General features: G+C 63.6%; 17 protein-coding genes and 1 pseudogene. 7 read left to right on the top strand and 11 right to left on the bottom strand.

Features of this window, described 5'->3' with window-relative positions; genetic code table 11:
- The first annotated feature begins 105 nt into the window (after positions 1 to 105).
- Positions 106 to 2,667 (top strand): carbohydrate-binding family V/XII, encoded by a 2,562-nt coding sequence (locus QZ656_RS13490; RefSeq protein ID WP_291993900.1) that lies wholly within the window; start codon positions 106 to 108, stop codon positions 2,665 to 2,667.
- Positions 2,668 to 2,756: 89 nt separating this feature from the next.
- Positions 2,757 to 3,191 carry a hypothetical protein gene (locus QZ656_RS13485; protein WP_291993899.1) on the top strand — a complete coding sequence of 145 codons (435 nt, stop codon included), beginning with the start codon at positions 2,757 to 2,759 and terminating at the stop codon, positions 3,189 to 3,191.
- 198 nt (positions 3,192 to 3,389) lie between these two features.
- Here QZ656_RS13485 and QZ656_RS13480 read toward each other — a convergent pair whose 3' ends face one another.
- From QZ656_RS13480 to QZ656_RS13470, 3 genes are all read right to left on the bottom strand, one after another.
- Positions 3,390 to 4,871 carry an IS1634 family transposase gene (locus QZ656_RS13480; RefSeq protein WP_291993898.1) on the bottom strand — a complete coding sequence of 494 codons (1,482 nt, stop codon included), beginning with the start codon at positions 4,869 to 4,871 and terminating at the stop codon, positions 3,390 to 3,392.
- Between the two features lie 573 nt (positions 4,872 to 5,444).
- Positions 5,445 to 6,908: an efflux transporter outer membrane subunit gene (locus tag QZ656_RS13475; RefSeq protein ID WP_291993897.1), complete on the bottom strand. Its 1,464-nt coding sequence runs from the start codon at positions 6,906 to 6,908 to the stop codon at positions 5,445 to 5,447.
- Complete coding sequence (locus tag QZ656_RS13470) at positions 6,908 to 7,801, bottom strand: efflux RND transporter periplasmic adaptor subunit (RefSeq protein WP_291993896.1); 894 nt, start codon at positions 7,799 to 7,801, stop codon at positions 6,908 to 6,910. Before QZ656_RS13470 ends, QZ656_RS13475 begins: the two co-directional genes overlap by 1 nt.
- 96 nt (positions 7,802 to 7,897) lie before the next feature.
- Between QZ656_RS13470 and QZ656_RS13465 the strand changes: the two are divergent.
- Both QZ656_RS13465 and QZ656_RS13455 read left to right on the top strand, forming a co-directional pair.
- Positions 7,898 to 8,832, top strand: a pseudogene (locus QZ656_RS13465) (site-specific integrase).
- Positions 8,829 to 9,935 carry a transposase gene (locus tag QZ656_RS13455; RefSeq protein WP_291991620.1) on the top strand — a complete coding sequence of 369 codons (1,107 nt, stop codon included), beginning with the start codon at positions 8,829 to 8,831 and terminating at the stop codon, positions 9,933 to 9,935. The pseudogene QZ656_RS13465 and the gene QZ656_RS13455 overlap by 4 nt, the downstream one beginning before the upstream one ends.
- A gap of 287 nt (positions 9,936 to 10,222) precedes the next feature.
- Here the strand turns inward: QZ656_RS13455 and QZ656_RS13450 are convergent, their stop codons facing one another.
- The 5 genes from QZ656_RS13450 to QZ656_RS13430 all read right to left on the bottom strand — a co-directional run bounded on the left by QZ656_RS13450 (position 10,223) and on the right by QZ656_RS13430 (position 14,182).
- Entirely contained in the window at positions 10,223 to 10,489 is a 267-nt protein-coding gene (locus QZ656_RS13450; RefSeq protein ID WP_291993895.1) for a hypothetical protein, read from the bottom strand.
- A gap of 15 nt (positions 10,490 to 10,504) precedes the next feature.
- Positions 10,505 to 10,873, bottom strand: a complete 369-nt coding sequence (locus QZ656_RS13445) for a DUF3302 domain-containing protein (protein WP_291993894.1) — start codon at positions 10,871 to 10,873, stop codon at positions 10,505 to 10,507.
- Between the two features lie 146 nt (positions 10,874 to 11,019).
- Positions 11,020 to 11,466, bottom strand: a complete 447-nt coding sequence (locus QZ656_RS13440) for a cytochrome d ubiquinol oxidase subunit II (protein WP_291993893.1) — start codon at positions 11,464 to 11,466, stop codon at positions 11,020 to 11,022.
- 161 nt (positions 11,467 to 11,627) lie between these two features.
- Positions 11,628 to 12,485, bottom strand: a complete 858-nt coding sequence (locus QZ656_RS13435) for a DUF4338 domain-containing protein (RefSeq protein ID WP_291991654.1) — start codon at positions 12,483 to 12,485, stop codon at positions 11,628 to 11,630.
- Positions 12,482 to 14,182, bottom strand: a complete 1,701-nt coding sequence (locus QZ656_RS13430; RefSeq protein ID WP_291991655.1) for an IS66 family transposase — start codon at positions 14,180 to 14,182, stop codon at positions 12,482 to 12,484. Before QZ656_RS13430 ends, QZ656_RS13435 begins: the two co-directional genes overlap by 4 nt.
- A 263-nt stretch (positions 14,183 to 14,445) precedes the next feature.
- Between QZ656_RS13430 and QZ656_RS13425 the strand changes: the two genes are divergently transcribed.
- From QZ656_RS13425 to QZ656_RS13415, 3 genes are all read left to right on the top strand, one after another.
- A complete protein-coding gene (locus QZ656_RS13425) occupies positions 14,446 to 15,183 on the top strand; it encodes a PEP-CTERM sorting domain-containing protein (protein WP_291993892.1) in 738 nt (245 codons plus the stop codon).
- A gap of 443 nt (positions 15,184 to 15,626) precedes the next feature.
- Positions 15,627 to 16,979 (top strand): IS4 family transposase, encoded by a 1,353-nt coding sequence (locus QZ656_RS13420; RefSeq protein WP_291991684.1) that lies wholly within the window; start codon positions 15,627 to 15,629, stop codon positions 16,977 to 16,979.
- Between the two features lie 251 nt (positions 16,980 to 17,230).
- Entirely contained in the window at positions 17,231 to 17,560 is a 330-nt protein-coding gene (locus QZ656_RS13415; RefSeq protein WP_291993891.1) for a hypothetical protein, read from the top strand.
- Positions 17,561 to 17,632: 72 nt separating this feature from the next.
- Here the strand turns inward: QZ656_RS13415 and QZ656_RS13410 are convergent, their stop codons facing one another.
- From QZ656_RS13410 to QZ656_RS13400, 3 genes are all read right to left on the bottom strand, one after another.
- Positions 17,633 to 18,094 (bottom strand): hypothetical protein, encoded by a 462-nt coding sequence (locus QZ656_RS13410; RefSeq protein ID WP_291993890.1) that lies wholly within the window; start codon positions 18,092 to 18,094, stop codon positions 17,633 to 17,635.
- Between the two features lie 9 nt (positions 18,095 to 18,103).
- Positions 18,104 to 19,054 (bottom strand): DUF2092 domain-containing protein, encoded by a 951-nt coding sequence (locus tag QZ656_RS13405; RefSeq protein WP_291993889.1) that lies wholly within the window; start codon positions 19,052 to 19,054, stop codon positions 18,104 to 18,106.
- Positions 19,055 to 19,223: 169 nt separating this feature from the next.
- The gene (locus QZ656_RS13400; RefSeq protein ID WP_291993888.1) at positions 19,224 to 20,723 is read right to left on the bottom strand and encodes a CoA-acylating methylmalonate-semialdehyde dehydrogenase; all 1,500 of its coding nucleotides are present in this window, start codon (positions 20,721 to 20,723) and stop codon (positions 19,224 to 19,226) included.
- Positions 20,724 to 20,805 lie beyond the last annotated feature (82 nt).

Below are 20,805 nucleotides of genomic sequence, written 5' to 3'. Positions count from 1 at the left end.
CAGCGCTGCCGTGCAGACCCGATATTGACCGACCCAGGACGGCCCTCCATACTGCGCCGTCGCGCTCGCCACAGCCCATTTATTGCCCTCGCGGAGGACCAAACGATGAACGTAGCCAAACCCCGATTGCTCGCCTGCCTGCTTGGCGCCATCATCGCCGGCCCGATCGGCTGCGCCAGCCAGCAGGCGGCGCCAATTCCCGGCGACGGGGCCGCAGACACGACGATGCCGCTCACGGTCAACGCCTTGCTCGACCCGCCCTTGGCGGTGGTCGACCCGACGACCCCGGCCGCACCGGGCGCGGGCGCCGCAGCCGAGCCGCCGGCCGCGCCGCAGCCGGCCAGCGACGCCTGGCCACGCCAGGTCGAGCTGGTCGGCGCGACAGCGCTGGTCTACCTGCCGCAGGTCGATAGCTGGCACGGCAACCAGCTCGCTTTCCGGGTGGCAGTCGCGATCAGGAAGGCCGACGCGAAGGACGAGATTTTCGGCGTCGTCTGGGGGACCGCGCGTACTGGCGTTGATCGCCTGACGCAACGAGTCGCTCTCGAGGACCTCCGCCTCGGCCGCGCCAGTTTCCCGACGCTGCCCGATCACGGGCTCGATTACCTGCGTCAGTTGCGCACGCCGTTGCCGGCGGCGATGGCGACAATGTCGCTGGCGCTGCTCGAAGGCGAACTCGCCGCCTCGGGGACGGTAAAAGCGAAGAGCGTCCAGGTCAACAACGATCCGCCGCGCGTGATCATCAGCACGACGCCGGCGATCCTCGTGCCGATCGATGGCCAGCCGGCGATCAGGCCGGTCGCCGACAGCCGCTTCGAACGTGTCCTCAATACCCAGGCGCTGCTCGTCCGCGAGCGCGGGCAGAGCGCCTGGTACCTGCACGTCTTCGACGGCTGGCTGACAGCGACCGCGCTCGAGGGCCCGTGGAGCAGAGCCGCTGGCGAGCCTTCGGGATTGAACGAGTTGGCCGGGCAACTGGCCAAAAAAGGCCTGGTGGACCTGCTCGACGGCGGTCCGCACGCCAATCCCAAGCCGTCGCTGCAGAACGGCGTGCCGACCATCTACGCCAGCCAGGTGCCGGCCGAACTGATCGTCTTCAAGGGCCAGCCGAATTTTGTGCCGATCACCGGCACCGGCCTGCTGTGGGCCGAGAACACTACCGCCGACGTGCTGGTGAATACCGCCAACAACGACTACTACACGCTGCTCTCGGGACGCTGGTACCGCGCTTCTGCGCTGACCGGTGCGTGGACCTACACGCCGGCCAACGCGCTACCCGCCGACTTCAGCCGCATTCCCGGGAACGCACCGGCCGGCGCCGTCCTGCCGTCGGTGGCCGGCACGCCGCAGGCGCAGGAAGCGCTGATCGCCAACTCGATTCCCCAAACCGCCGCCATGCCGCTCGCCAAGGGTCCGAAGTTCACCCCGGTATTCGATGGCGCACCGCAGTTCCGGCCGATCGACGGCACCCCCTTGCGCTACGTCAGCAACGCCGAGGTGCCGATCATCGCGGTGGCGCCGAACAACTATTACGCCGTCGAGGCGGGCGTCTGGTTCACCGCCAGCGGCCTCACCGGCCCGTGGTTCGTGGCGACCAGCGTGCCAGCCGTGATCTACGACATTCCGGTCAGTTCGCCGCTGCACTACGTGACCTACGTGCACGTCTACGGCGCCAGCAAGGAGGTCGTCTACGTCGGCTATACGCCCGGCTACCTGGGCAACGTCGTGACCACCGACGGCGTCGTCGTCTATGGCACCGGCTACTACTACACGCCGTGGATCGGCTCCATGTGGTACGCGCCACCCTACACCTGGGGACTCGCCGCGGCGCCGATCTACAACCCCTACGTTGGTTATGCCTACGGCTTCGGCCTCGGCCTGGCGACCGCCGCCTGGGCCACCGACTACTGGGGCGGCGCCTGGTATCACCCCGGCTACTGGGGCTATCCGTGCTGCGGCTCGACCAGCGCCAGCGTCTACGGGCGTTGGGGCAACACCGTCTACGCCGGCTCGCGCAGCTGGTACGCCAACGCCGACGGCAAGGCCGGCAGCCGGGCCAGCGGCTCTTACACCAACATGCGCACCGGAACCAGCGGCTCGTACGCCGCTGGTCGCAGCTACAACGCCGACACCGGTCAGGCGCAGCGCGGCTACGACCGGACCTTCAATACCGCCGGCGGCGCCACCGGCAACGTCGCCCGCGGCACTTCGTACAATACCGAAAGCGGCCAGCGCTCGTACGCGTCGAGTGCCTCGGCAAGCGGCCCCGGCGGCAGCTCAATCTCGAAAACCGCCGGTGCGACAGCCGGCCCGGACGGCGTCGGCGCGCAGCACACGACCACCGCCTACGACGCCAGGACCGGCCAGACCAAGAGCTATACCTCGAGCGGTCTGTTCGGCAATCACTACGCCGGCGCCGACGGCAGTGCCTACCGCAGCAGCGACAGCGGCTGGCAACAACACGGCGCCGACGGCTGGCAAGCCGCTGGCGGCGACACCGCGTGGGCCGATCGCGAGCAAAACGCGCGCAACAATGCCGAGAGCCATGCCAGCGCTGGCGGCTTTGGTGGCGACAACCGCTTCGGCGGTGGTGGCGATCGCTTTGGCGGTGGCTTTGGTGGCCGCTTCGGTGGCGGCTTCGGCGGCCGTTTTGGCGGCCGCCGTTAGCGATTCCTTGCTGCTGCAGCCTGAACACTGGACCTCTGAACCTGTCACGCCGTCGAACGCGGCACTGATCACCCATGAAAGCAGACGAAATGAATAAATCGATCATCATGCTGACGCTCGGCGTGTCGCTGGCGGTGGCTTCGGTCGCTACCGCGATCGCCGCGCCACCTGCAGCCGCCGCCGGCAACACGCTATCGCCAACCGCTGCGACGAGCGTCGACTTCAAGGTGTTGAAAGGCGCTTGGGTGCGTCCCGACGGCGGCTATACGATCACCATCAGCGACGTCGCCGCGGGCGGCCAGATCGACGCGCTGTATTTCAATCCCGGCCAGTTGCCTTTCGCCCGGGCCGAAGCATCACGCGCGGACGGCAAGCTACGCGCCTTCTTCGAGTTGACCGCCGGCGGCTACGGCGGCTCGACCTACGATCTCACCTACGATCCGGCCAACGATCGACTCATCGGCATCTACTACCAGGCAGTCGCCAAACAGAAGTACGACATCTACTTCCAGCGCCGCCGCTGATCGGCTGACGCGGCAGGCGCGGCGCCAGCGAAGCCGACGACGATGCCCTGCCCCGACAAGCCGATTCCCAGCAGGTAGGGAAACCCGTCGTGATGCGTGGCAGCCCGGACGGATCTTCCTCGCGCTGGTAGCCGAAGTTCTGCTGTATGTCTTTGTATTTTTTTAAATAACGGTGGATGAAGCGAGATCGGCTTCTGCCTACGCAGCGCGCTTCTGGGCTTTTGGCTTGAGGGGGAAGGCAAGGCCAATGGCACCGAGGATCTGTGCCTGTTGCTCGTCCGGGCGCGGCAGGTGAGTGTGACGCTGACCGTTGCGGTCGGTGCTGTAGAGGTAGGTCAGTCGTCCGAGCGCCAGTAGGGCGTCGTCCGAGGTAATGGCGGTACTACTGCTTTCGGTCGTGCCGAAGGCCTGACGCAGCCCCGCTTCAAACTGTCGGGTGATCTTCAACGCCAGCATCGCCACGAACACATGCGCTTTGGTGCGCTCGGCCTTGCGCAGGAAGATCGGACGGATTTCCAGGAAGGCGGTCTTCACGGTGCGGAAGTTGCGCTCGACTTTTTGCAGGTCCCGATAGCGCGCATCGACCGTCTTGGCATCCATCATGTCCACCGGCACGTTCGTTTCCAGGAGGTAGCAGCCGTCGAGCAGAGCGTCCTGCGCTTTGGCCTCCTCGTCGATAGACCAGACAATGACGCGTTCCTCCAGCGTCAGCGTGACAAACCCGCTGAGCTTGTGGCGCTTGGCCCAGTTCTGCAGGGCGGCCAGGCCTGTCGCGGCGCTGGCGCGGGTGGAGTCCTTGACGAAGGCGTTACGTGCGGTGATCTTTGCCTGCAACTGGGTCAGCTTGTCGTCCCGCCGCCGCTCCTCGCGTACCCGCACGGTATCGTTGCGGCGCACGATCAGGCGCTTGTCGCCGTGCTCCACCTCGCACAGATGTGCGTCGAAGAGATCCGTCTGCAACACGCCCTGCTTGAGAAAGGTACGCACCTGGGCGTCAGTCAAGGCGGTGATATAACGAAAGCCCTGCGCCGACAGCGCCGCTTTCCCCTTGGCTTTGATCATTCCCCGGTCGCCGACCAGCACCACCTCGGCCAGGCCGAATTGCTCTTTGAGAATCGTGATCTGACTGGCCACCGTCGTCGGGTCCGCCGTGTTGCCTTCGAAGACTCGCACAGCCAGGGGCTCCCCGTCCTCCGCGGTCAATAAACCGATGACGATTTGCTGCTTGCCCCGCTTGCCGTCGCGGTTGTAACCGTACCGCCCCAACTCGTTGCATTCCCCTTCAAAGTAGCTCGAGGTGACGTCGTAGAGCACCAATACCGGTGGCTGGCCCTGTTGTTTGACATAGGCCTGGTACAGCTCGCGCTCAATGCGCTCCTGCTGGCTCGCCAGCCAGTCCAGCGCCGCGTAGAGATCATCCTCATCAAAGTCGTCCACCCCCAGCACGCTGGCCACCGCGTGCTGCTGCGCCCAGCGCACCGCCGACAACCGCGACCCACCATGCGCGATGCGTGCCAGAATCAGGAACAAGTTGAGCTTGCTTTCCGGGGCCGTGCCCAGCACCCGCGTGATGCCCACCTGGTCAGCCAGATGCTTGAGCGCAAACAGAACACCGAAAATCTCACCACTGGTCATCTCCCCGGACCAATCGTCGAACTCGCCTTTCACCAGACGTTCCATCGCGGTGATCTGCTCCGCAGACCAATTCGTCAGATTGGCGATAGTCCGTGTGCAGACCTTGCCCCCCTCGCGATACGATTCGCGAAGCAGAATGGCTGGCCTAGACTTGCGGTTGGGGATGTGGGCGATGTACATGCCGACACTTAACAATATAACGACATGTTTGTAAAGCCGTAAATACATTGTTACATGCCTACGCGTTCGGGCGATTTATGGCTTACTTCAATTACATCAACGACTTACATTGATGGTGCGTGGAAGATCCGCCGGAGGAACTGCGTCGGCGACATATGGCTTCGCTGCGCTCGCCATGACGGCTACGCGGCTAGCCGCCCCCACGTCGTCACTGCGCAGTCCAGCGCAGCGGCGGCGCAGCAGCAGCAGCCATGGCAGTTGCCTACTTCGAGTACCTTGCCGGTACACAGATTCGCTGATGGCACAGCCAGCATCTCATCCGGAGGGCCGGCGATCGCTTGTCGCGTCTCGCTTGACAGCCGTCGCAGTGGCTTCGCCGGCCACCAACGGTGAAGCGTGCGAGCATTGCCGTGCATGTCCATGCACCGCTGCTGCGTGCTACTGCGCCGTGGTCGTCGCCTGTTCCTGGTCGTCGCGTGATGGACGTGCAGGGGGAAGCGCCGCAGCCACCGCCGGCGTAGCGTCGAAGCTACGGCCAAGTGCCAGATACAGCCGGATGCGGTTGGCGCCCCGGGTGGCACGCAGTTTGATGGCGATCGCCTGGCTCTGGATCTCTGCCGACTGTAACTGCGCCACCCAGAGCAGGTCCCGCATACCCGCCCGATACTGGACAGTGGCGATGCGTACGGCGGCAGTACGGTCCACCACCGCACGATCCTGAAAAGGTATGCGCCTGGCCAGGAACTGCTCGTTGGCCAGGGCGGCTTCGGCTTCACGAAAAGCGTCCAGCATCAGCGCACCGTAGTGGGCGACCGCCTGCGCCTGCTGCGCATTGGCGATCTCGATCTGTGCGCGTAAGGCGCCACCTTCGTAGATCGGAATCGACACGCCGATGCCGGCCGCGGCCAACCACGGATTGAGGCGAAGCAGCGAGAGCAGGTTGTCACCAAGGCGACCGCCGGCCAGTGACAGGGAGAAATCCGGCAGCAGCGCCAACTCCGCCGCTTCCTGCTGGCGGAAGGCGGCGAGCACCGCGCGCTCGGCGGCGACGATGTCCGGGCGTCGTTCGAGCAAGGCAGCGGGCGCGCCTGCGCCGACGACCGACGGCAGCCGTGGAAACGACGACGCCACCGCCAACTCGGCGCCGGGATAACGGCCGAGCAGGATTTCCAGGGCGCGGCGTGCGTCGCCAGCAGCCTGGCGAGCACCTTCGAGATCGCTCTGCGCCGTCTCGAGCTGGGCACGGACGTCGACCACGTTCAGCTCGGAATCCTTGCCGGCGGAAAACCTGATATCCACCAGCCGCAGCAGGTCCTCGAAAACGCGCACCGCCTGCTCGCTGAGTTGGACCAACTGGCGCGTCTCGATGGCCAAGTACCAGGTCTTTGCCACCAGCCCCGCCAGCGATTGGCGCGCGTTCGCGTAATCAAGCGCGCTGGCCTCGAAGGCCGCTTCGGCAACAGCGCGCTGCGCGCGCAGGCGGCCCCAGAGATCAATCTCCCAGGCGACGCCGACGTAGGCCAGCGTGCTGTTGAAGCTATTACCCTGGTCTTTGTCGCGCAGGCTCTTGGCGCCGAGTTGCCCGTCAATCTGCGGCGCCAGCTGCGCGCCGACGAGCAGCAGCTGCTGCTGAGCGATGCGCACGCGCTCTGCCGCCTGGCGCAGGTCGAGGTTATTGGCAATGGCCTCGGCGACGATGGCCTCGAGCAGCGGATCCTGGAAGGCCTTCAGCCAACCGTCGACGACGCTCCCGGCCCTGGCGTCGGCCTGCCAGGCGGCGGGAATATGGGTCGACGCCGGCAGCGCCTGCTCGACCACCTCGGACTGCGTGAAGGGGGTCTTCAGTGCGCAGCCAGCCAGCGCGGCCAGCGCGCTGAGCACCATGACGATCGGCGCGCGCATCAGCCGGCGAAGGGGTACAGCCAGTTGAACCAGCTGTAGGCGCGGATACCGATCCGCCGCAAAACGACGAAGCCGCTGTCGGGATGGGTGTAGATTGTCGCCCGACCCTGGGTGCCGATCGGGAATTTCGCCTGGTCCTCGTCGTCGAGGTGGATAGCAACCGCGAACTGTCCCTGCGGGACTTCGGTCGGCACGTAGGAGAATGTCGGCAGCGTCCCGCTGGGCAGCATCTGCCCGACACCGTTGCCCTTCCAGATCGCCTGGACCGTACCACGAAATATCTGCCCGGGATAGAGATCGATCGCCGCCTCGACCAACTGGCCGGGCTTCACGTACTTGAGATTTTCCTGGAAGAAATTAGCCAGCAGGTAACGATCGGCGTCGCAGATGAACGCGGCAATGGCGCCGAAACGGACGATGCCGGCGACCATCCCCGGACGCACCTGCAGATTGATGATGTAGCCGTCCTCGGGCGCGACCATCAGCGTGTTGTCGAGGTAGAAGCGCGCCTGCTCGAGCTCGGCCTGTACTTCGGCGACCGTCGTGTTGACGTTATTGATCTGCGAGTTGTATTGCAGCCGCGCACGCTGCTCCTCGGCCAGCGCCTCCTGGACCCCGGCAGCATGGGCGGCCGCCTGCGCGCTCCATTTCTGGGCGTCTTCCTCGGGGCCAGCGCCCTGCTTGGCGAGCTTGACTGAAAGCTTTTCCTGGTACTTTGCGTACTTCAGCTCGCTGCGCAGCTTGACGACCTTCGCCGCGTTGATGTCGATGTCGCTCTTCATCACCAGCACATTCTGCTTGGCCTTGGCCAACGACGCTTCGAGCTGATCGACCTTGTATTGATAGGCGCGACGATCAAACTGGAACAGCGGCTGGCCCTTCTTGACCGGCACGTTGGACGAAGCCGCTACGCGGAGGAAACCCCGGTGCTGTCGTCGCGTTGACTCAAGATGTGACCTCGCCCCTCATCCGAGGGACGTTCATGACGAATGCGAGGTTACCGCAAGATGGAAGAGATGTCCGCTGTCGCAACGACGATTTTTGACACGAACTACGAGCTGCACCAGAAGCACCTGAAGCTCAAGGGCTTGCAGCCGAAGACGATCGACGCGTATTCGCGCGCCGTCCGCCGGGTGGGAGATTACTTCGCTCATCAGATCGACGATCTGAGCGAGGCCGACCTGTTGGATTACTTCGCCGACCTGCGTGAGACGCACTCCTGGAGTTCGCTCAAGCTCGATCTGTACGGGCTCAAGTTTTACTACGAGCACGTGCTGAAGAAACCCTGGGTGGCGCCCGGTCTGATCAAGCCGCCGCGCTCGCTGCGCCTGCCGGACATCGTCACGGTCGAGGAGACCGAGCGGATTTTTCTGGCCACGCAGGTGCTCAGTTACCGCGTTTTCTTCTTCACCCTCTACAGTCTCGGCCTGCGCCTGGGCGAAGGCTTACGGCTGACGGTCGCCGACATCGACGGCGCGCGCGGGCGGGTGCATATCCGCGATGCCAAGGGCAACAAGGATCGCCTGGTGCCGCTGCCGACGGCCACCTACCGACTCCTGCGTTGTTTCTGGCAGCGCCACCGTAATCCCGTTCTGCTGTTTCCCAATCGCCGCGGCGGCTTGCCAGGTGCGAGCAGCGCCAGGACACCGCTCAATCGCAGCGGCGTTCAGAAGGCACTGCGGGCGGTGGTCGAATCCTGCGGGCTAAAAAAAACATTTCGCCGCACAGTTTGCGTCACGCCTATGCCACGCACCTGATCGAGGCGGGCGTCGAGCTCACCGAGGTGCAGAGCATTCTCGGCCATCACTCGATTCTCACGACGGTTCGCTACACCCATCTGACGGATCAAACCCGGCATCACGCCATCGACCGCATCAACGCGCTGATGGACCGCTTTTGTCTGAGCAAGGGGACGCCGCGATGATCCGCCTCGGCTCTGTCATTGCCGAATTCGAAGCGGACTTCATGACGCAATTTCGCCACCGCCTGAGCTTCGATCAGCTTCGGGCACTCTCGGCGATGCGCGATTGCCGCGGCCCGGCCAGCCCGATGATGCAGCTCCAGTGCGAAGGCTGCGATCAGCAAAAACTCGTTCCGCATTCCTGCGGCCATCGCCTTTGCCCGCACTGCCAGCACCACGAGAGCCAGCAATGGCTGGAACGTCAGATAGAGCGCCTCGTCCCGGCCGACTACTTTCTGCTGACCTTCACGCTGCCGGCCGAATTGCGCGGGCTCGCTGCGGCGCACGCCGACGTCGTCTTCGATGGCTTGATGCGCTGTGCCTGGGAAACGGTGCACCGCTTCAGTCAGAACGACCGGCAGTTGCAGGGCACGCCCGGCGCCATCGCGGTCCTGCACACGCACTCGCGTCGGCTCGACTTCCACCCGCATGTCCATCTCGTCGTCCCCGCGGCAGCGATCGATGCCGCGAAGCAGCGCTGGCGACGCAAGCGGCGCGGCAAGAACGGCACCTACCTGTTCAACGAGAAGGCGATGGCCAAGGTCTTCCGGGCCAAAATGCTGGCGGCGATCGAGGCGGCCGGCATTTGCCTGCCGGCGTCCTATCCGCGGGAATGGGTAGCGCACTGCAAATCGGTGGGCAGCGGCGAGAAGGCCCTGATCTACCTCGGTCGTTACCTCTACCGCGGCGTCATCCGTGAACAGGACATCCTCGCTTGTAAGGATGGGCGGGTGAGCTTCCGCTACCGCAACGCACAAACCGGCAAGTCGGAAAAGCGCTCGCTAGCCGGCGCCGATTTCCTCTGGCTGATCCTCCAGCACGTGCTACCCAAGGGCTTTCGCCGCGCCCGCAATTTCGGCTTCCTGCACGCCAACTGCAAGCGCCTGATCAGTTTGCTGCACCGCTTGCTGAAGTTCGATCCCAGCCGCTTCACGCCGCCGCGCAAGGAGCGGCCAGCGATGCTTTGCCCGTGCTGTGGCTCCGTGATGTCAATTGTCCGGACGCGTATTCGATCAACATCGCCCGCCTTCGTCGCTGCTCCACCGCTCGTCGCGATCGCTGCCTGATCGTGTAAGCCGCCTTCACAGCGCTGTCCGGCCGCCTTTGGGACTTCAGTTTCCCCAAGCTGAGTGACGGGGTCGCCCGGAGTTCAGTGGCCGGGACGCCAAAACGGCCGGATTTGCGCGATCTTCGCTGACGGTGCCGCAGCGCGCGGCGACGGCCCGCTCCCCGCCCTTCGGCATTCATGCCTGCGGGGTAAATCCAAAAAAGATATTTGCAGAGGGCGCGCCCAGCGCTCCGGCCCGGGCTCGTCCAACAAACGGATCAGATCGTGGCTTCGCACGATCTATCCTTATTCGTTAGGAGCAACCAGTACCTCGGTCACCAGCGTCGGTTCGGGTAGTCGCGGAACCAGCTGAATGGTGTGCTGGATGACCTTCGCCTCGGTCGCATACGGGGCAACGAAGCGCAGGCCAAGCATGAAGATGATCAGCAGATGCAGGCCAACGGAGACGGACACCACGCCCCAGGCGATGTTGAACTTCATCCACTTGAACTTGAAGAACACCAGCCACACGATGAAAGCGTAGCCGAACAGGAGCACAAAACCGAACAGCATGGGAATCTTTCCTCGTCAGCTCGGCGCGCCACTGGCGGGCGGTGGCTCGGCCGTCGTCTTGGCCGGCGTGGCCTCGGCCTTCCCGTCGAGGCGGGCAAGCTCCTCTTCGATCGCGCGTGCCTCGGCACGCGGGAAGCGGCGAATATCGATGACATCGGTCGGCTTGAAAGCCCAGATGAACGCCTGTACCCAGGGGTAGATCGTCGGCAGCAGTCCGGCCCAGCCCATCAGCTTCACCGCTTCGGCTTCCGGATGCTTGCGGGCCAGGGCGATCCGCCCCGGCAATCCGGCAATCCAGACGAAGATCGTCAACACCGCGACGCCCGCCAGGAGCGCCGTGGCGAAGGTTGCGTAGTCCCAGAAATCCAGTTCGAAGCCAAGCATCGTCGATCGTCCCTCAATGCCGCTATCGTATGGCTTGGCAACGTGGTCACCAAGCCGCCAAGGCGGCGAGTATACAGCGACTTTCCGGGCCGCGACCGCCGCCAGGGCGCGGAACTACGACGCGGCGGCAGCCCGCAGCCCGCCGATCATCTGCCACAAGTGCGTACGACGATGTCATTGGGCTTGCCGATCTTGCCACGGAAAACCCGGTACACGCCGATGGTGCAGACGGCGATCACCGGCAGCACGATGATGGCGCCGTAAAAGAGAAACCAGAGCGACGCTTCCGGCGAAGCCACGTCGGCGACGGTCAGCGAACAGGGAATCATGTCCGGCCAGAACATCACCGTCAGGCTGAGGAAAGCGGCGACGAAAACAGCACGCTCATGGCAAAGGGCACGCCAGCGCGCTTCTGGCGGGCGCCGAGAACAGCCGCGAGCGCAGCGAGCGCGGAGAAAGCCAGACTCCAAGGCCGCTCCTGCCGGTCGGAAACCTTCACCCACGACAGACCGCACTGAACCGCCAATCGCCGCTCTCGCGGCCACTTTAGAGGCACGAATTTCAAACCTCCCAATACTCAATACTAATTCCACCGAAATTCACGCCGCCGCGCACACCATTTTTTGCCACACGGCCGTAACACAAGTACCAGGCGCGAATCTTGTCGTAAATTTTTACACATCCCTATCAATTGCTTGCTTTTAGGTAAGTATTCGGCCAACCCGTAGCGCGCCAGCGCCATTGCCGAGGCGGGTTAGCGGCAGAGGACTGATCGGAAGGATCGGTGAAGGGGATAGAGCCAGATATCCTTGATCGGGAGGATCGACTTGCGGGTGGGGCACTTCTTGCCTCGGCCGGCGGTTTGGCCGACCTTGATCCAGTTGGCGGCCTGGTAGCAGGTGCCGCGATGGCGGGGCGTCTCGACGAAGGTTTCGAGTAGTACGGGGCGGTAGCCGTAGCGCGCCAGCCAGTCCTTGGGCAATTGCCGCTGCATAAGCGAGAGGATCTTGGAGGCCAGGCCCTTGCACTGGATCCAGGGCAGGATCAGAAAGCGGGCATTGTTCACCACCAGTTGCAGGTTCCTTTGTCGCTGCTCATCGTGCCAACCGATGAATTGCTCGCGCGCGGCGAGTTTCCAGGCGCTGGCGCCGAAGCTGAGCAAGGCGACCAGGGTCTCGCCGGCGAAGACGAAGTAGCGGCTCTGACTGCCCGCCATGGGCGTGTGGCCGAGATAGTGGTAGCGGGCGATGTACTCGTTCCACAGACGCGAGTTCGCCGAACCGACGACCTGATGCAGACGCAGCGGCGGCAGTTCATGCACCGGCTGGGTGAGCAACGGTTGTGGATCGGTGGCGTGAGTAGGCAGATACTCGGGTTGGCGAGGAGCGGCCCGTCGTGCCGCCGGCAGGGTGAGCAGGCCGTCGGCCTGCATACGCAGCATGGCCACCCGGCAGGTCATATCCTTCAGCTCGCCATTGGGCTTACGCCAGTCGAAGAGCTCACACACCTGGCGCGACAGTTGCGCGCGGCTGCTGCCAGGATGGGCTTCGATCAGGCGGCAGAGGGCCTGCAGTTCGTCGTCGGTAAAGTGACGCCCGCAATAAGGCTTCACGAGCTATCGATGGGACGGCTCTGATCGACCGGGATGCCACGCATCTGAGCCAGTCGATCGGTCGCCATCGCCCAGGGCAGAAAGGCACTCAAGTCCGTCGGCGGCAGGTTGCCGTTGGCGGCGCAGGCCTCCAGATACGCCGTCAGCCAGGTGCGCGGGTTGATTCCCCACAAGCGCAGCGTCAGCAGCAAGCTGAACATCGTCGCGGCGAGTGCGCCGGACCAGAGACTGCCCGACCCATAGAAGTTCTTGCGTGCGACCACCGGCGTGCGCTGTGCGCGCTCGGCGGCATTATTGTCCATCGCCACCTCGGGGCGGTCGACAAAGACGGTCAGGCCGGACCAATGTTTGCGCATGCTTCGCAGCACCTTGCTCGCCGGCATTTTGAGCGCCGGGTTCGCCAGTTCGCTTTCCCGTTGACTGGCCATTTGCGTGATCGCCTGCCGCAAGGCGCGGTCGCGTTCGGCCCACTGTACTGGGTCGCTACGGACTTCCAGGCGCCGTCCATTCAAGTGGTAGAGCTGAGCGATCTGCTCGACCCAGGCCAGTGCCCAGTCCGCGAGCTCCGGATGGGCGTTGGCCAGTTCCAGGAAATCACGCCGCTGATGTGCCCAGCAGAAAGCCAGAATGAAGTGGTCAAGGACTCGCGCGAGCTTCTTGTAGGCCGAATAGCGATCACAGATGATGACTCCTCCGGCGCTACCGGAGAGCTCCCGGATCGGCACCGCCGCCGAGCGGCTCGGGTCGAGCACGAAGTGGATGACCGATGGGCCGTGGAACACCCAGAAATACCAGCGATGTCCGACCTTCCCTTCGGTCTCGGCAAAGACCCGCCAGCGGGTCTCGTCTGCGTGCCACTGTTTCTCGCTGCGTAGTTGGCCAAGCAGTGCTTCTTCAAGCGGCTCGAACAGCGGTGCCAAGGCACGCAGTCCGCCGGCCACCGTTCCTGCCGAGAGCGTCAGTCCGTGGTCGGACAAGTCTCGCAGAAGCCGATGCGTCGGCTGGCCGTACAAGAACTTCGACAGCAGCAGGTGCACCCAGATCGACACGCCGTACTTTCCACGCGGGATCAATCGTGCCGGCGGTGGCGCGGTCAGAATACCCCGCGCGCCCGAACACTGACAGGTCCGCCGGTAGCGCCGCCGGCAGATCTTCCGGCGGTAGGCCTTGACCTCGATCTCGAGGACTTCACTGTCTTCCGTGCCGGGAAAGTCGACGTAGCCCAGACCACAGTCCGGGCAATGCGGGCAGTCGATGTCGATGACCTCGATCTGCGTCGGCAAGTGACTTTCCGGGTTCCGCCCGTGACCCGCTGCTCCCGGTTGCTGACCTCGAGCTCGCGACGATTTTTGGTCCGCCGCCGGGTTCTTCTCGGCTCCCGAAGAGCGTTCTGACTTGCGACCAAACAGGCGTTTTTGCAGATCGCGGATCTTGCCCTTGGCCTGCTCCAGTTCGCTGCGCAAGGCCGCCTCGCGCGCCGCCGCTTGCGCCATTTCCACCCGATGAGCGGCCTCCGATTGCGCCAACCGAACCAGCGCTTGTCGATGTTGGCTCCGCCAGAAGCTGGCCTCCCAGCGGAGCTTGATTTCCTGCTCCTTGGTCAACGTCACCAACACCTCGGCGAACGGCGCCACTTGGCGGTGACTTGCCGCCGATCCTCCGCCAATGATGTCCGCACCCGTGTCCATGCGCCGCATGGTGCCGGATTTCCGCTGCTGTGTCCAGTCCAGATTTCCGGTCTACCCGCCAATCGCTGACTGAACCACGCCGACCAAAAAAGCGGGGGCTACGGGTTCACCGAATACTTACGCTTTTAGCTAACAAACTAACCGCAAGCAATTGATCTTGTGGATATTTTAAAAACATGGCACAAAATTTGCTCAATGTTGCGCCATGGCAAGCAAAGCGTGCCATATCGATTCTTCCGGGTGGGTCATATTTTCATTTGAGGGGTGTGACCTTGAAACTACGTACAGGAAATCTTGCTTCAGCAGTCGCTCTTGCAGCCGGTTTGTTTGCTCTGGCGCCAGGCGCAGCACAGGCGTTCCCTTTCGCGGGTGGTCCCGACGATGGTTTTGTTGGCTGTGATGTTGTCGGGGGATGTAGCATCACCCTCGACGAACACGGCAACATATCGGGGTCATTTCTCGGTTTCTTCGGGCCCTATGACGTCAGCTTGACCCATATCGCGTCGACGGTGGACGCGGCTTATGCTGGCCTGGAGGTGATCTCTTACGAGGTGATTGGCAAGGGCGGCATCGCACCGCTGCGCTTGACCGCTGGCGCGATCGGCGTTTGCGATCACGGCGTGACCGACGACGGCTTGGCCTGCACCGGCCCAGACGGCGACAAGAAGGGCGACGTTCTGATCTTCAAGCCCGGTATTGTTGACGGAAGCGGTTATGGGCACACCATCATTGACTTCCTGTCCGACGTTATGGGCCCCTTCGCTTGGGTGACCGAGTACAACGTGCTGGAGCTTGGTCCAGAGGGCAACAACGGTGCCACTTACCAGACGGGCGCGACCGGCTTTTATCCTAACGGCGTCATATGTCCCGGCGATGCCTCATGCTCACCGGCTGACGAACGTATGACCTACTTCATTGTCAGCGACACAAGCGTGCCGGAACCGGGTTCGCTGGCCTTGCTCGGCCTCGGCCTTGCAGGACTCCGATTCGAGCGCCGCAAGAATGCCTGATCACCGACACAATTGACGAAGACCCCGCTTCGGCGGGGTCTTCGTTTTGTGGCCATTCATGGTCTTTTGCCGCCATCTCATCCAGCACGCTTATCCCCTGGCTCGCAAAAACGCGCCCGCGACACGCTCTGGGATGAAAATCGCCAGGAACGGACCCGCGGCCAGAATGAAGCACGCCCTCGCCAGTACTTCGTCTATTTTCTGGACGCCAGTCTTGCCCGGCGCAATGGCCTGGTGATCGCCTTGCTCAGCGACTTCTCGAATTCGCCCAGGGCGCGGCGAACGACGTGCCTATACACGCTTTAGCGCACGGCTTAAGGTATCTCGTTATACACAACTCACTCAGCATAACGTGGCCGCCCGATGTGCCCTGACAAATAGTTGACTGATTTTGTCTGGTATACCCCTTGCTTTCCCTTTCCCATTTTCATAAGGATCGGGCGATGGCAAACTGGGCGGGAGACGAATTTGGCGGGGCTGAACTGGGGGACGGACGTCTGAGACGGAGGCTAATCAAACTGGCGACACGCTTTGCAGAGCAGCCGACGGCGAGCATACCAGGCGCCTGTGGGGATTGGGCGGAGACTGTGGCGGCGTACCGTTTCTTCGATCAGGCCCACGCTGGCAAGCGCGGGTTGAACTGGCAATCGATCCTGCAACCGCACATGGATTGCAGCCAAAGGCGCATGGCACAACACCCGGTGGTGTTGTGCCTTCAGGACACCACCGAACTGGACTTCAACGGTCAGGAGATCGAAGGACTCGGGCCGCTCTCGTACGAAGCCCAGCGCGGCATGTATCTGCACCCGACCTATGCGGTGACCCCGGAACGTGAACCGCTCGGGGTGATCGACGCCTGGATGTGGGCGAGAGAAGCGAAAGCGGCCGACGGAAGCCGGCCGGGCATCAGCGAGAGCACGCGCTGGATTGAAGGCTACGAGCGGGTCGCCGAAACCGCGGCGGGGATGCCACAAACGCGATTGGTCTATGTGGCCGACCGCGAAGCGGACATCGTCGGCCTGATGCAGCGCGCCCAGGCGTTGGGAACGCCGGCCGACTGGCTGATTCGCGCCAAACACAACCGCTGTTTGCCGCAAGGCGGCAAACTGTGGGCGGCAACTCTTGCCGAAGCGCCCCTCGGCGAGATCGAATTCACTCTGGCATCGCGGCACGGGCAGCCAAAACGGATCGTGCGCCAGCAGTTGCGAAGCCATGCGGTCGACCTCCCGGCTCGTGACACGGACGGCCGCCACATCAGAGTGACCTGCCTGATCGCCACGGAAATCGGGGCGCCCGCCGGCTGCAAGCCGGTCGAATGGCGCTTGCTGACCAATCGTAAAGTTGCCGATCTTGAGGCGGCCGTCGAATTGATCGACTGGTATCGCTGCCGCTGGGAGATCGAAACCTTGTTCCATGTGCTCAAGAACGGCTGCCGGGTCGAGGCCTTGCAACTGGGCAGCCAGAGCAAGCTGGAACTGGCTCTGGCGGTCTATCTGGTTGTTTCCTGGCGCCTTGCCCGCCTGATCCGCCTGGGACGCATCCACCCGCAGTGGCCTGCCGATCTGCTCTTCTCCGAAACGGAATGGGCCGGCGCCTTTATCCTCAACAAGAAGAAACCACCGAAGAAGGTGCCGAGCATTCGCGAGGTCATCCGTTTGATCGCGCAGCTCGGCGGATTCCTCGCCCGCAAGGGCGACGGCGAACCCGGCGTCAAATCCCTCTGGCTCGGCATCCAGCGCTTGCGTGATTTCGTCTCCGGCGTAGAGCATATGCGCGAGCTCCGTCATGTCATGTGAGTTGTGTATAACGGGATGGGCTTAAGGGGCTGTTTCCACACCTGCCGATCCTGCTGTTGCTTGACGGCGCCCGGGAGAACGTATCCTCCATCATTCCGTATCGATAACAGCGCCGCTGACGAAGATTGCGCTTGCCGATCGGCGAATTCTGGCAACGCGCTCCGATTGACGACCGCGGCGACAAGCAGTGATACTGCGGCAGCTATCGCCTTATTTCCCGTTTTGACCAGCACCACTTGATAAAGAGGCTCATGATGTCGAAGAAAACGATGCTTTACGTGACCGCGGTGGCGCTTCTCGTGGCCGGCTGCGCCAGCAATCAGCAGCTGCTCGGCAGCGAGCAGGACACGGCGCTGCAGGTCGCCGTCCGCCGCGGCCAATTCGAGATGTCGTGTCCGAGCGCGACCGGAACAGTGCTTTCGAGCAATATCCTGCAACCCGTTCTCTGGAACGGCATCGAGCGCGCCGAATACACCATCGGCGTCGCCGGCTGCGGCCAGAAAGCCACTTATATTTCTGTTTGCCAGCTCGGGTCGTCGAGTTGCCTGGCGGTCTCCGGACGCAACGCGGCGAGCTGGTAATAGCCCAAGCATGCGCTGCAAGCGGCGACGCGGCCGGGCAGTGATAGCCCGACCGCGTCGCCGGCCGGACCGTCAGTAGGGCTGGTTGACGACCACGTAGGTGACCGAACTCCCGGAATACTGCGGCTGATAGTAGGTGCCACCGCATCGCTGGTAGGTCACGCCGGCATAGGCGTAAGGTGAGCAACTCGGCGGCAGCGAGTAGACTATCGAGCCGACGACGGCGGCCGTCACCGCCACGGCCGCGCCGACGGCGACGGCGGTTCCCACCGGGTGGTAGCCGCCGCGGTGATTCACATTCACATTGACGTTACGGTTGACGTTCACGTTGGTGTTGCGATTGACGTTCGTATTCCGGTTGACGTTGGCGTTCCGGTTGACGCTCGTCCGGGTATTCCCCGAGGCGTGCACCGCGCGCCCCGCATGCGCCTCTGACGCGGCGAAGAAATCATGCGCGCCGACGGCCAGCAGCGACATCAGGACAGCACGCGGCCAACGGCCGGAGGAATGTTTCTGGGTTTGCTCTTGGCTCATCATCTCACCTCAATTCTTGTTGCCGGGCTGCTCGTCCAGCTCGCGAAAGACGATCTTTTGGGCGCTCTTGGGGGCCGCAAAACGGAAGGCGCTTTCACGCAGTCGCGGCGACAGATTCCAGCTCAGCACCGACGCATGTTGTGGCGCGCCCTCGACCCCCCGGGTGGTAATGACGATTTTTCTCGGCAGCGGAATCTTGCCTTCCTGGATCCAGATCTGCCAATCGATATCGTCCTGGCGGAAGGCATAGTGGTCGCAGACCACGCCAGCGACGCGACTCTTGCCGAGATCCATCCCCGACTTGATGTTGGCCATCAAGGACTCTGGCGCCAGCAGGTCGGCCAGCGGCCACTCCAGACCGTATTTCGTTTCGGCGAAGTCGAGCATTTCCTTGATCGTTGCCGGAGCCTTGACCGACGCGTAATAGTTCAGCGGCTTGGCGTAGAGAGTCAGCGTCTTGCCGTCGTAGTAAAACTGGCGCTGGCGGTCGTCAGCAACGACGTCCACGCGCAGACGATTGGGCTTGAGCACCGAAACATCGGCGACCGAACCCATCTGGATCTTCTGACCGTCCTCGAGAACTTCGTCGGTGCTCGAATCGATGCGCACACTGAAAGTCTTCAGCGTTTGCAGGAAATCGCTGCTGCGCTTGAGCGCCGCGGCGGCCTCTGGCTCAATGACCGGCGCCGGGCTCGCCTCGGCGGCGACGGCCGGATCTGTAGCCGCCTCGGCAGCGGCAGCCGGCGCCTTGCCAGCCGCCGCCGTAGCCGCCGGTGCCTTGGCCGCGTCGACCGTGGCGGCAGGAGCTTTGACTGCGTCGGCGGCGGCCTCGGCAACCGCCGCCGGCGCCTTGGCAGCCACCGGCGCCTCGGCGCTGCTGGCCTGCTGCGCGCCGCTGTAAGCAGGAACGGCCAGGAGCGCGGCGGCGATCACGGCTAGCGAAAAACGACCTGGTTTCATCAGCAAATCTCTCCTCGGTTGGTTATCGGACAACGGCAATGAGCTACGGCAGCAAAGCGGCACCACCAACAAGTACAGCCTATCACAGGCAATGGCCCGCTGGCCAAAGCGGCGCCAGCCGGACCAGCTACGGCCAAGGCGGCGAGTCGATATTCGCGCTCACCGGCGCTCAGTGCGTCGGCATCACGAAACTGGCCGCACTCGCTGTGTCCTGTGGCCAGCGCGCAGTCGCCGTCTTGAGACGGGTGTAGAAGTGCACGCCATCGGGACCATGGACCGCATGATCGCCGAACAGCGAGCGCTTCCAGCCGCCGAAACTATGGAAAGCCATCGGCACGGGAATTGGCACGTTGACGCCGACCATGCCAACCTGAACGCGCCGCACGAACTCCCTGGCGATATGACCGCTGCGGGTAAACACCGCCACGCCATTGCCGTATTCGTGCGCATTGACGAGATCGATGGCGGCCTCGAAATCGGCAACGCGGACGACGCACAGCACCGGGCCAAAGATTTCCTCGCGGTAGATGCGCATCGCCGAAGAAACACGGTCGAACAGGCAGCCGCCGAGGAAATACCCGTCACGGTGACCGGCCACCTGCAGTTCGCGGCCATCGACCACCAGCTCGGCACCCTCCTCGACGCCCAGATCGACGTAAGCGCGCACCTTGTCGAGATGCTGCCGCGTAACCAGCGGCCCCATTTCCATCGCCGGGTCGATGCCGGCGCCGATTCTTAGCGAGCGCACGCGTTGCGCCAACGCCGCCACCAGCCGGTCACCAACGTCGCCGACGGCGACTGCCACCGAGATCGCCATGCAGCGTTCGCCGGCAGAACCGTAGGCGGCGCCGATCAGCGCATCGACGGCTTGCGCGAGATCGGCGTCCGGCATCACCAGCAGGTGATTCTTGGCGCCGCCGAGCGCCTGCACGCGCTTGCCGTGCGCGCTTCCCGTGGCATAAATGTACTCGGCGATCGGCGTCGAACCGACAAAGCTGAGCGCGGCCACGCGCGCGTCGGTCAGCAAGCCGTCGACCGCCTCCTTGTCGCCGTGGATGACGTTGAATACACCATTTGGCAGATCGGCCTGCGCCAGCAGCTCGGCGATGAACACGCTGGCCGACGGGTCACGCTCGGACGGCTTGAGGACGAAGGTATTGCCGCAAGCCAGGGCGATCGGAAACATCCACATCGGCACCATCACCGGGAAATTGAACGGCGTGATGCCGGCGCAGACGCCGATTGGCTGACGGATCGACCAGCTGTCGACGCCGCTGCCGATCTGCTCGGAGTAAGCGCCCTTCAACAGATGCGGGATGCCACAGGCGAACTCGACGACTTCCATGCCGCGGATGATCTCGCCCCTGGCATCAGCGAGCACCTTGCCGTGCTCGGCGGTGAGGATCGCCGCCAGCTCGTCGAGGTGCCGCTCAAGCAGCTCGCGAAACTTGAACAGCACGCGCGCACGCCGCAGTGGCGGCGTATCTGCCCATCCGGGCAGCGCCGTGGCGGCGGCGGTGATCGCCCGAGCGGTCTCGTCGGCGCTCGCCAGCGGCACCCGCGCCGTCAGTTGCCCGGTTGCCGGGTTGAAGACGTCGCCCCAGCGCGAACCTGATCCCGGAACGTGATGGCCATTGATGAAGTGCGACAGCTGTCGAATTTCATTCATATATGTGAACCCCGTGCTTGATTTTGAATTTTATCCATAGTAGGTTCGTGCCAATCGAAGTGTCAATCGTATTCATGGCGAC

The organism is Candidatus Accumulibacter sp. ACC003 (assembly GCF_907163085.1).
Classification (GTDB): Bacteria; Pseudomonadota; Gammaproteobacteria; order Burkholderiales; family Rhodocyclaceae; genus Accumulibacter.
Note: the sequence above shows the minus strand (reverse complement) of the source record. Positions and strands in the feature narration are given on the sequence as shown.

Excerpts from the sequence above, each read along its gene's own strand:
- QZ656_RS13490 (WP_291993900.1), top strand. The coding sequence starts at position 106 with ATGAACGTAGCCAAACCCCGATTGCTCGCCTGCCTGCTTGGCGCCATC.
- QZ656_RS13485 (WP_291993899.1), top strand. The coding sequence starts at position 2,757 with ATGAATAAATCGATCATCATGCTGACGCTCGGCGTGTCGCTGGCGGTG.
- QZ656_RS13480 (WP_291993898.1), bottom strand. The coding sequence starts at position 4,871 with ATGGAACGTCTGGTGAAAGGCGAGTTCGACGATTGGTCCGGGGAGATG.
- QZ656_RS13475 (WP_291993897.1), bottom strand. The coding sequence starts at position 6,908 with ATGCGCGCGCCGATCGTCATGGTGCTCAGCGCGCTGGCCGCGCTGGCT.
- QZ656_RS13455 (WP_291991620.1), top strand. The coding sequence starts at position 8,829 with ATGATCCGCCTCGGCTCTGTCATTGCCGAATTCGAAGCGGACTTCATG.
- QZ656_RS13450 (WP_291993895.1), bottom strand. The coding sequence starts at position 10,489 with ATGCTGTTCGGTTTTGTGCTCCTGTTCGGCTACGCTTTCATCGTGTGG.
- QZ656_RS13445 (WP_291993894.1), bottom strand. The coding sequence starts at position 10,873 with ATGCTTGGCTTCGAACTGGATTTCTGGGACTACGCAACCTTCGCCACG.
- QZ656_RS13430 (WP_291991655.1), bottom strand. The coding sequence starts at position 14,182 with ATGCGGCGCATGGACACGGGTGCGGACATCATTGGCGGAGGATCGGCG.
- QZ656_RS13420 (WP_291991684.1), top strand. The coding sequence starts at position 15,627 with ATGGCAAACTGGGCGGGAGACGAATTTGGCGGGGCTGAACTGGGGGAC.
- QZ656_RS13415 (WP_291993891.1), top strand. The coding sequence starts at position 17,231 with ATGATGTCGAAGAAAACGATGCTTTACGTGACCGCGGTGGCGCTTCTC.
- QZ656_RS13410 (WP_291993890.1), bottom strand. The coding sequence starts at position 18,094 with ATGAGCCAAGAGCAAACCCAGAAACATTCCTCCGGCCGTTGGCCGCGT.
- QZ656_RS13405 (WP_291993889.1), bottom strand. The coding sequence starts at position 19,054 with ATGAAACCAGGTCGTTTTTCGCTAGCCGTGATCGCCGCCGCGCTCCTG.
- QZ656_RS13400 (WP_291993888.1), bottom strand. The coding sequence starts at position 20,723 with ATGAATGAAATTCGACAGCTGTCGCACTTCATCAATGGCCATCACGTT.